Below are 9688 nucleotides of genomic sequence, written 5' to 3'. Positions count from 1 at the left end.
CAGGATAATTCATTTTTAATTTTTAATTTTCAAACTCGCGCGTTCCCTTGCGCCACCTACCCCTAACCCCTTCCTACAGGAAGGGGAACAATATAGTCTCTCCTTTCAGGAGAGATTTAGAGAGGTTCGGCGCGGGGTCGCTTGTCAATTTTCAATTCCCCCGTCGGAATCGAAGCAATCAACTGACGAGTATATTCAGTTTTCGGATTTTGATAAATCTCTTCAGCAGTGTCAATCTCTTCAATTTTTCCTTGATTCATCACCACAATGCGATCGCTCATGAACTTAACCACACTCAAGTCATGGGAAATAAAAATATAAGTCAACCCAAATTCAGCTTGCAATTCCTTGAGCAAATTCAAGACTTGCGCTTGTACCGAAACATCCAACGCCGAAACAGATTCATCACAAATAATAAATTGTGGTTGCAAAGCCAAAGCCCGAGCAATACAAACTCGTTGTCTTTGCCCGCCAGAAAACTCATGGGGATAGCGATTCATCAGATTAGCACTTAGACCAACCCTTTCTAGGAGATAAGCTACTCTTTCCTTGCGCTTACGCCCATTGCCACCAGTTTTATGGACTAACATCGGTTCTGCGATCGCATTGCCAATGGACATGCGAGGATTCAGCGAATTATAAGGATTTTGAAAAATGATTTGCATTTGACGACGCAAAGCTCTTAACCGCTGATCCCCTGAGGGAATATTGGCAATATTTTCTCCCCGAAACAGGATCTTTCCTGATCTTGCCGTAATCAATCTGATAATAGTTCTGGCTAAAGTAGATTTTCCACAACCAGATTCTCCTACTAAACCTAATGTTTCTCCAGGATAAACATCAAAAGAAACATCATTTACCGCCATAAAATAACGTTGGGTTTGGCCAAACATGCCCTTGATAGGAAACCCGACTTTAAGATTTTGAATTGAGATTAAAGGCTCGTCCTTGAGTAACTTATTTAATCTTGCTTCTTGTTCTTCGGGAGTCACAATTGCCGATGCGATTGCAGATAAATCCGCAGTTTTTTCTTTAATCACAATCTCGCCCTCGCTCCCCGTTTCGACATCCATAAAATCTGCTACGGTAGGCAAAACTTGTAACTTACGATCCAAACGAGGACGACAGGCCAGCAACCCTTTGGTATAGGGATGGCTAGGATTAGCAAAAATTTCTTTAATCTCTCCTGCCTCAACCACTTTGCCGCGATACATTACCGCAACCTTATCTACTAACTCCGCGATTACTCCCAAATCATGGGTAATAAAAATTAGCGACATGCCCCGTTTACTGCATAATTCCCGTAACAGATCTAAAATCGTAGCCTGAACAGTCACATCCAAAGCTGTTGTCGGTTCATCGGCAATTAATACAGTAGGATTACAAGAAATCGCCATCGCAATAGTAATCCGTTGCAACTGTCCCCCTGAAAGCTGATGGGGAAAACGGTTGAGCATCTCTCTTTTCTGCTCATTTAGATAACGTGTAATTGTGCGATCGCTAGTCTCGCCAGTCTCAGCAATGTAATTATCCCGTAACTGCTCATCGCTGGGGAGCAATTTCACTTCTTGTAATAGAGAGATCGCTTTTCTTTCGGCTTCGATCTGGGAAACATTTTGATGTAACAGAATTGCCTCGGTAATTTGAAACCCAATATTATAGACGGGATTCAAAGCGCTCATGGGTTCTTGAAAGATCATAGCAATCTCTCCCCCGCGATATTTTCTCCTCTGATTTTCTTGAAGATTATTTAGTTCTATGGGAGATTGTTCTGGTTGTTGAAACCAAATTTCTCCCTGAGTCACTTTCCCAGGAGTAGGAACTAAGCCCATAATGCCCAATGAGGTGACGGATTTTCCCGAACCAGATTCCCCTACAATTCCCAGTTTTTCCCCTTTCTTGAGTTCAAAGGTGAGATTATCCACCGCAACAACGGTTTGATCTTCCGTCGCAAATTGTATTTTGAGGTTACGAACATCAAGAACGGATGAAGTCATAATTGGGTTTTTTGAATTACTGAATTGAATAATTGCCTGGTTCCATTTTAAGTAATATTACAATTTATGCTTAAGTAATATTTCGCAAGATGAACAAATATTGCTTTTATTAGTACTATTCTAAGTTTTATATTTATAATCAGGGCTACTAGGATTCTCGTTTTCGTGAGTCGCCAAAAATCAGTATTTGCTAGTTTTTTCCTGATCCCCTTGGGATCCCTTCTTTTTACTAAGGTATTTCACAAGTTATTTTTTATTCATAAAAGCTAGATAAGAAAATAGTACAAATTAATTTACAGAGGTAATAATTATGAGAGCTTCATCTTCATCTTCGTCTTCTCACTTGGGACAGTCTTTTGCTTTGGCTGGGGTTTTAGCCTTTACTAGTGTAATGGTAATTGTACTGATGGGCATGGCTAGCAATGCACTGTAATATTTCTTACATAAATGAATAATGTTATTGAATTAGATGTCATTGATCTTGCTTTAGCATTAGGTCTGATCGGGATGGCGATCGCGTTATCCCTATGGCAGAAATTAGGTTTAGAATCACAATTCTTTTTTGGTGCAGGGCGTGCCCTATTACAACTCTTGGTAGTAGGTTATGTCCTGGATTTGGTTTTTGCCCTTAATCACCCGATCGCTGTGTTGATGGTGATTTTTTTTATGCTTTCTGTTGCTGCTATTACAGCGCGAAACCGCATAGATCAACAGAGAAAAGGTTTATTGCCCCTGGTTTGGTTGTCTTTAATCGCCAGTACGGGCTTAAGCGTTGCTTATATTATTGTTGCGATCGTGCAACCGCCTGTTTGGTACGAGCCACAATATCTTATTCCTTTAACGGGTATGTTATTGGGCAATGCGATGAATGGTGCTTCCTTAGCAGGCGATCGCCTAATTAATTCTCTTAAGCAAAACCAGCGGGAAATCGAAACTCATCTGTGTTTAGGGGCAACTCCTAAGCAGGCAATTTTCGATTATCAAAAAGAAGCAATGCGCACAGGTTTAATTCCCACATTAAATACAATGATGGTTGTGGGCTTGGTTACTTTACCAGGAATGTTTACGGGTCAAGTATTGGCTGGGACTGATCCTCTAAATGCAGCTTCCTATCAGATTTTAATTTTATTTGCGATTGTCTTTACTAATTTAATTGCAACTTTTTTGATTACAGAAAGTCTTTATCGAAAATTTTTCAATAAGAATTTACAGTTGATTATTTGAGTGATTAATAGTTAATGATATTCAATAATATATTGTTTATTTTGCTACCAATTCTTGTGGTCATTAATTTAATAATGATAAGTGACAAGCCCAGTTCTTATAAAAAGAAAGTAAGTTTTGTCTATGGCATGATGTGGATCATTCTATTCTCATATTATTTATTTGGTTATCTTAAGCTCTAAACCTATTGCCTATTCCTCTTCAGGTAGTTATGTAGAAGTAATGAGATGAAATAATTACTGGAATTTAAAAGCTTCTGTGAATTCCGAGTTGTCCTCATTACTACTCAGAAAAACTGTCAATAATTGTCATACTGACCAAGTATATAAATATTTTGACTTAAAAGATTAGTATGTTATGGAATATTGACTTTATTTTATTTTAAGATTTTCTTTCTTCGACAATTTGTAAGATGAGTATAGTTGTCTTACAGATAAATAATTTTCTAAGTTTTCCATTTATTCCTGTTAATGTGGGGCCTGCGTTCCTGTAAATAATAGGAAACCAAGGGTTGTGTCTTACATGTCCCTTGGGAGTTTTTGTTGCGTAATTAATTAGTTAGGATGAAATAAATGCTTAATATTAAAATGAATGATCTAGGACTTATAAGTGGTAGTCTATTTGCGATTTCTTTGTTACTAGGAATAGTTGGTACTGCAAAAGCTAATCCTAATCCTACACAGCATCTTTTGGCCGAGCCTCTTTACCTTAGTCAGTCTCTAGGGCATCAAGAATACAAGGGCAAACCTCAAATGAGTTGGGATGACTATGAGTTAGGAAAAGTAGTTGGGCATTATGGAGGAACCGCATCAGTATCATTGGAGGATGGGACGATTCTTCGCTGTTCTTCTTCCGTCGGTGCTATTGGCGATCATGTTCTTGTTGTTGAGGAAGATGGTGAGAAAGTCGTTCTCGACTCAGCCCGTCCTGCTTGGGTAGGGACATTAATAAATGACTACGAATTTAATTTAGAGAAAGATAGAAGATAAAAATTGGTACTGATGTGAGAGTGGTTATGAAGCCAGCACAATAAGTGGTCGCTTTTGTTTTGTCTATTTTGTAACTTTTGTGCAGTATAAATGCAGTGCTAGTAAGGATTAATTACCCTAATGGCGATTGCAAACTTTGGATAGGACGCAGTCGCTTTTACTTTTGAAAACGATGAAAAATTGTTATTTTTGTTAGTAAATAGTTGTTTACTTTGATTTACAGGTGTTAGACTAGTATTCGCTTTGTATTGGATACGTGGCCTCCCTTGAGGTCGCTTTTTTGTGGCTAAGCTAAGAGATATTATTGGAGCTATAGCGAAACAATTATCAGGAAAGCAATCATCATTAGATTTCTCTGTACTAAAACCATAAGCTAGTAACGACTAATTGGAAACTTTGTCTTAGTTGATAATGGGTTGGAGCCCCCGATATATAAAGTAAGTTCCCCAAAGTTCCAGTTTGGAGCTGTCGGAGGTGTTTCTGTCGGCGTTTGGAAATAACAATTTTAATGCCATTGGTATTAGAGTCTTGGATTAAATAGAAATACATATTTGCATTTTACAATGCGATCGCTGACAAATAATAAAATCCCTAGTATTTTCTAGACTAGGGGCTTATAAATCCATCACACGAATAGTGCTGGGCGAAATGGTAGCACATAATACATCAATGAGCTTTTTTATTAATTGATGGGAATTATGTGAATAGTGATTATCTTCTATAGAGATCGCATATTTAGGTGGAGCTATGTGATCTCTATTTTTTAAATTATATGTGTTATCAATAGTTCGGACAAAAATTAATCGCTAACGAAATAATAGGCGTTTGAGCCTTATTTTAGACTGGGAAAGCTAACGATAAATTAGGCTTTTCGAGTTTTTTTCAAAAACTATCCGAACTATTGTGTTATGGAAGCTTGAATTAAATATAGATGTCCATCTAATAATAAAACCCCCAGCGACAGACCAAGGGGGCAAAACTTCCAAACATCAAACTACAATGTTTGTTTATTTGTAATGGAGTTTGGGAACACTAATAGCGTTTTCCAAATTTGCATAGTATACTGCGATCTCTAATGTTTTTATTAGAGATCGCATTTCTTGTTTAAACAATAGTTTAGGGTACTAATACCTAGTGGTAAGAACCATATCCCTAAAAAAACAAGATTATTGATATTATTCCCAAAATTTTTCGCTAAAAATCAAATAATTTAATAAATGTTTGAGATTTCTGGTCTTGAAGCTATACTCCAAAATGAGATCGCGATCCTTAAGATGGAATGCGAGCTCGTTTGCTACTGACAGGAAAACAGAAAAACTTGGGAATAATGAAACCAACTTATTTTTCCTCGGGGCTATACCCCTCAGTTGCGATCGCATTAAATTTGCGATCGCATTTTTGCAAAAAAATAACCTTGGTTGCGAGATGGCTCGACCAAAGTTACTCAAGTGGTAAATCTGCATCAAACTAGTATTCCCAAAATTTTAGAGCAATCTATCATCAGAAAAACCCTTAGCTTAGCAATGACTATAGGGGAACAATGAATCTCATATTACTATTGTGCCAGATTGTGCGACGGAAGCGCCACGCGCGATCGCTAGCTCGATGCAATATTGATCGTCTTTTTCCCTTCTCGTTCAGCCGCTTCGCTCGAATAGTATATTTCGTAAGGCTCGAACACTACCCCATGCTTATCAACAATTGAATATTTAAAGCTGCCTGGCGGAGTGTAGTAGACAGCTAGGATAAACTTTTCGATGCTGAGAATTTTGATGATATTCATAGGGCGAGATCGCAATTTCGCCTATGTATCATACTAGAAGTCGTGATTAAGTAAAAAAATCAAAGTGTCAACTTGGCACTTTGATCGCGCTTGATGGGATTAGCGATCTCGTTTGCCACTGATAGGAAGATGCCAAGATTTGGGAATACTAAAATTAACTTATTTTTCTTTCTAACCTATATATCTCTACTGCGATCACCAAGATTAACATTAGTGATCGCATTTTTTGTCAAAAAATTGATCTTAATTGCTTAATCTAGCAACTAAGACCATTAATTAAGGTAATTACATATGAGTTCTAACTATTATTCCCAAAAGCTCTCGTGGAATTTATCAGAGTGTTCATAACTTCATGGTTAACCTACCAAGTAGATTGACTGTCTATACTTAATGATTAGTTTCTATTATTTAATTTTCGGGGTATTTTTCCCTTATGTCCTCTGCTTCCCCCGTAAGGGGCTCATTACTTTCTAACGGCGGCACCATCTTGAGTTCAAAATCTAAAGTTCTGTAACTTTCTATACCAAAGAAATACTTTAAATCCGATATCGTCATGATCTGATGAAGAAATTGCAAACCAAGGATCTTTACAGTTATCTATGCGTATCGAGCAGTTACAAACTTTTTTAGCCATAGTAGAAATAGGTAATTTTGGACAAGCCGCAAAGAAAACAGGTGTTACCCAGTCTACAATTAGCCGTCAAATCCAATCCTTAGAAAAAGACTTGGGCTTAACCCTCTTTCACCGTACTTCTCAAGCGAAATTAACTGTGGGGGGCGAAAAATTATTGCCGCGCGCTCAAAGGATTTGTCAGGAATGGGAACGTGCTGCCCATGATTGTGCTGAATTAATCGAAGGCAAACAGCCAGAACTATGTGTTGCCGCAATTCATTCAGTTTGCGCTCACTATTTGCCGCCAATTTTGCCGCAATTTTGTGCCGATTACCCCGAAACCCAATTGCGAGTGACTGCGTTAGGAAGCGATCGCGCGTTAAAAGTATTACGAGATGGTTTAATAGATATTGCGATCGTGATGAATAATCGTTTTTTGACTAATTCAGCAGAAATCGAAGTCATTCCGCTCTATAAAGAACAAATCGGGGTTTTAATGGCAGCAAACCATCCTCTTACTGAATATGAACAGATTCCCCTGGAAAAATTAGCTGAATATCCTCAAGTAGTCTTTAAAGATGGCTATGGGATGCAAAGATTTGTCCAAGATTGGTTTACTCGTCAAAATTTAGAACTAAAAACCGTGATGGAGCTGAATACTCTAGATGCCTTTCGCGGTGTTGTCCGCCAAGGAAATATGCTAGCTTTATTACCTCAAGGAGCATTAATTGGTTCTCTTGAGGACCCAACTTTGGCAATTCGGCCGATTGCCACACCTGTTGAATTAGATCAAACGATCTCAGAGGATTCAGATGGTAATGATAATCTAACACGCCAAGTTGTAATGGTCACAACCCATGATCGCTTGAAAATACCGCCGATAGCTCATTTTTGTAATTTAGTAGCAAAAACCATTAAGGAACAAAAATAAAGACAGGGAACGAGGAAAAAAGATCATGAGTGATGAGTTTCGAGAACTATTAAAAAAGGTTGGTAGCGGTACTCATACGAGTAAAGGTCTAACTCGCCAAGAAGCATATCAAGCAACCATTATGCTGTTGCAGGAAATAGCCACTCCTGCGCAAATCGGAGCTTTTATGATCGCCCATCGGATCAAGCGTCCGACTCCTGAGGAGTTAGCAGGAATGTTGGATGCTTATGATGAGTTGGCAGCTAGATTGACAATCCAAAACTTAAAATTTCCCCATCCTCCTGTGGTTTTTGGTAATCCCTATGATGGGCGATCGCGAACTGTTCCTCTCACAGTTATCACCGCTATAATCTTAGCTGCTGCGGGGGTTCCTGTAATCTTGCATGGCGGTGATCGCATACCAACTAAATATGGCATTCCTTTGGTCAAAATTTGGCAAGCCTTGGGCGTAGATTTTACTAGCTTTTCTTTATCCGAAACCCAAAGTTTTTTAGCGAAAACTGGCATTGGCTTTGTTTATCTGCCCCAACATTTCCCCCAAGCTCATAATTTAATTACCTATCGCGAACAAATTGGTAAACGTCCACCTTTCGCTACCGCAGAATTAATTTGGTCCCCAGTGCTCGAAGATGTTGCGATCGTTTCTGGGTTTGTCCATCCTCCCACCGCAGAACGTTTCCAAAAGACTTTTGAATTACGAGGAGTTAAGAATTACACAACGGTTAAGGGACTAGAAGGTAGTTGCGATCTTTCTCGCAATCGTACAGGGATTATTGGGATATGTGACGAGGCAACTGGTTGGCGGCAATTTATGTTCCATCCCCAAGATTTTGGCTTGCAAGGTCATGATGTCACTTTTGAATCGGAAGCCCAAGTTATCGAGCAAATTCAGGGTGCGATCGCCGGAAATAATCAGGAATTAATGCCTAGTGTCATTCTTAATGGTGGCTTCTATCTCTGGCATTTTGGAGTTTGTCCCAGTTTGCAAGCAGGATTTGACCTCGCCGAAAAGATGCTGATCAATGGAGAAATCAAAGATAAATTGCATCAATTAGTAAATGTTTGACTTACGCATTCATAATTTTAGTAGTCACAATTAATTGTTTCAATGCGTCTCAACCAGTCTGCGATCGCTCGACCAATTTCTTCAGGATAATCTTCTTCTAGATAATGTAACCCCTCACCTAAGTAATGAGTTTCAATATTGGGAAAATGTTGAGCTGTCCATTGCGCAACTTCTGGAGGATTGAGAGAACCACCAGGAGAAACATAGAAATGCAATTTGGGAATTGTTGTTTGGCGTAACCATTCACTATATTGATTAATTATCGTCTCTGTCTCGGGAGGTTCCCCCGCGATCGGAATTTGGCTTGCCCAAACTAACAGCGGTTTACGAGACGGCTTTTGTAGATAAGGACAACGATAGGCTGCTAGTTCTGCGTCGCTCAAATCTCGCAAGATGGCATTCGATAACAGTTCTTCGATAAAAATATTGCGCTCATAAACTAGTTTTTGCCCTTCGGGAGAACTTCTCACCGCACCAAAAACCTCAGCTAATTCCTCTCCCATTTGTTGAATATTGTCCACGGGGAAAAATGGTGGGATGAAAGCTTCCATAAAAGCAATACCCCTGACATTATCTTTATGACGACTAGCATAATGAAATCCCAAAGTCGAACCCCAATCATGAACCACTAAAGTGATATCTTGAAGATTTAAAGCTGCAATAAATGCTTCTAAATAGCGGTAATGATCGGCAAAACTGTAGTCAATTGCTGGTTTATCTGACTTTCCCATACCCATTAGATCAACCGCGATCGCCCTACCTTGGGGAATCACAAAGGGGATAATATTACGCCAAACATAGGACCATCCAGAATTCCCATGAATAAAGAGTATGGGCTTTCCTGATCCCACGTCGATGTAGTGCATTTTTGAGCCTAAGACTTCAATATAATTTGATTTATAGGGAAAATCGGCGGTAATAGCTGAAGTCTCGCAGGGGTTAACTGTGTCTGCCCAGGCAAGATTATTTGACAAACCAAAATTTATAGGGAGAGCAAATAAACTAAAACAAAAACAGATAAAAGCTAAAATTAGGCTCAAAATTCGCTTTCTATAGTTAATAAGTGCAATCTTTGGCATCTTCTC

General features: G+C 38.9%; 9 protein-coding genes. 6 read left to right on the top strand and 3 right to left on the bottom strand.

What is annotated here, in order from left to right; translation table 11 throughout:
• Window positions 1-116: 116 nt before the first annotated feature.
• Window positions 117-1997 carry an ABC transporter ATP-binding protein gene (locus tag XEN7305_RS08080; protein WP_006508900.1) on the bottom strand — a complete coding sequence of 627 codons (1881 nt, stop codon included), beginning with the start codon at window positions 1995-1997 and terminating at the stop codon, window positions 117-119.
• 310 nt (window positions 1998-2307) lie between these two features.
• On the opposite strand from XEN7305_RS08080, the gene XEN7305_RS30010 reads away from it, so the two are divergent.
• The 4 genes from XEN7305_RS30010 to XEN7305_RS28595 all read left to right on the top strand — a co-directional run bounded on the left by XEN7305_RS30010 (window position 2308) and on the right by XEN7305_RS28595 (window position 5665).
• Window positions 2308-2430, top strand: coding sequence for a hypothetical protein (locus tag XEN7305_RS30010; RefSeq protein WP_006508899.1), 123 nt, complete (start codon window positions 2308-2310; stop codon window positions 2428-2430).
• A gap of 14 nt (window positions 2431-2444) precedes the next feature.
• A complete protein-coding gene (gene fetB / locus XEN7305_RS08075; protein WP_006508898.1) occupies window positions 2445-3221 on the top strand; it encodes an iron export ABC transporter permease subunit FetB in 777 nt (258 codons plus the stop codon).
• 572 nt (window positions 3222-3793) lie between these two features.
• Window positions 3794-4210, top strand: a complete 417-nt coding sequence (locus tag XEN7305_RS08070; protein WP_006508897.1) for a hypothetical protein — start codon at window positions 3794-3796, stop codon at window positions 4208-4210.
• A gap of 1254 nt (window positions 4211-5464) precedes the next feature.
• On the top strand, window positions 5465-5665 hold the full coding sequence (locus XEN7305_RS28595) for a hypothetical protein (RefSeq protein ID WP_144053217.1): 201 nt from the start codon (window positions 5465-5467) through the stop codon (window positions 5663-5665).
• A 736-nt stretch (window positions 5666-6401) separates the two neighbouring features.
• On the opposite strand, the gene XEN7305_RS28965 is transcribed toward XEN7305_RS28595, so the two are convergent.
• The gene (locus tag XEN7305_RS28965) at window positions 6402-6548 is read right to left on the bottom strand and encodes a hypothetical protein (RefSeq protein ID WP_158500389.1); all 147 of its coding nucleotides are present in this window, start codon (window positions 6546-6548) and stop codon (window positions 6402-6404) included.
• Window positions 6549-6592: 44 nt separating this feature from the next.
• Here XEN7305_RS28965 and XEN7305_RS08060 point away from each other — a divergent pair, with 44 nt between their 5' ends.
• Complete coding sequence (locus XEN7305_RS08060) at window positions 6593-7537, top strand: LysR family transcriptional regulator (protein WP_006508894.1); 945 nt, start codon at window positions 6593-6595, stop codon at window positions 7535-7537.
• 25 nt (window positions 7538-7562) lie between these two features.
• Window positions 7563-8603, top strand: a complete 1041-nt coding sequence (locus XEN7305_RS08055; RefSeq protein WP_006508893.1) for an anthranilate phosphoribosyltransferase family protein — start codon at window positions 7563-7565, stop codon at window positions 8601-8603.
• Between the two features lie 17 nt (window positions 8604-8620).
• Here XEN7305_RS08055 and XEN7305_RS08050 read toward each other — a convergent pair whose 3' ends face one another.
• Window positions 8621-9577: a haloalkane dehalogenase gene (locus XEN7305_RS08050; RefSeq protein ID WP_158500388.1), complete on the bottom strand. Its 957-nt coding sequence runs from the start codon at window positions 9575-9577 to the stop codon at window positions 8621-8623.
• Window positions 9578-9688 lie beyond the last annotated feature (111 nt).

This window comes from Xenococcus sp. PCC 7305, assembly GCF_000332055.1.
Taxonomy (GTDB): Bacteria; Cyanobacteriota; Cyanobacteriia; order Cyanobacteriales; family Xenococcaceae; genus Xenococcus.
This window is presented reverse-complemented; position numbering and strand designations above follow the sequence as displayed.

Excerpts from the sequence above, each read along its gene's own strand:
- XEN7305_RS28595 (WP_144053217.1), top strand. The coding sequence starts at position 5,465 with ATGAGATCGCGATCCTTAAGATGGAATGCGAGCTCGTTTGCTACTGAC.
- fetB (WP_006508898.1), top strand. The coding sequence starts at position 2,445 with ATGAATAATGTTATTGAATTAGATGTCATTGATCTTGCTTTAGCATTA.
- XEN7305_RS30010 (WP_006508899.1), top strand. The coding sequence starts at position 2,308 with ATGAGAGCTTCATCTTCATCTTCGTCTTCTCACTTGGGACAGTCTTTT.
- XEN7305_RS08055 (WP_006508893.1), top strand. The coding sequence starts at position 7,563 with ATGAGTGATGAGTTTCGAGAACTATTAAAAAAGGTTGGTAGCGGTACT.
- XEN7305_RS08070 (WP_006508897.1), top strand. The coding sequence starts at position 3,794 with ATGCTTAATATTAAAATGAATGATCTAGGACTTATAAGTGGTAGTCTA.
- XEN7305_RS08060 (WP_006508894.1), top strand. The coding sequence starts at position 6,593 with ATGCGTATCGAGCAGTTACAAACTTTTTTAGCCATAGTAGAAATAGGT.
- XEN7305_RS08080 (WP_006508900.1), bottom strand. The coding sequence starts at position 1,997 with ATGACTTCATCCGTTCTTGATGTTCGTAACCTCAAAATACAATTTGCG.
- XEN7305_RS28965 (WP_158500389.1), bottom strand. The coding sequence starts at position 6,548 with ATGACGATATCGGATTTAAAGTATTTCTTTGGTATAGAAAGTTACAGA.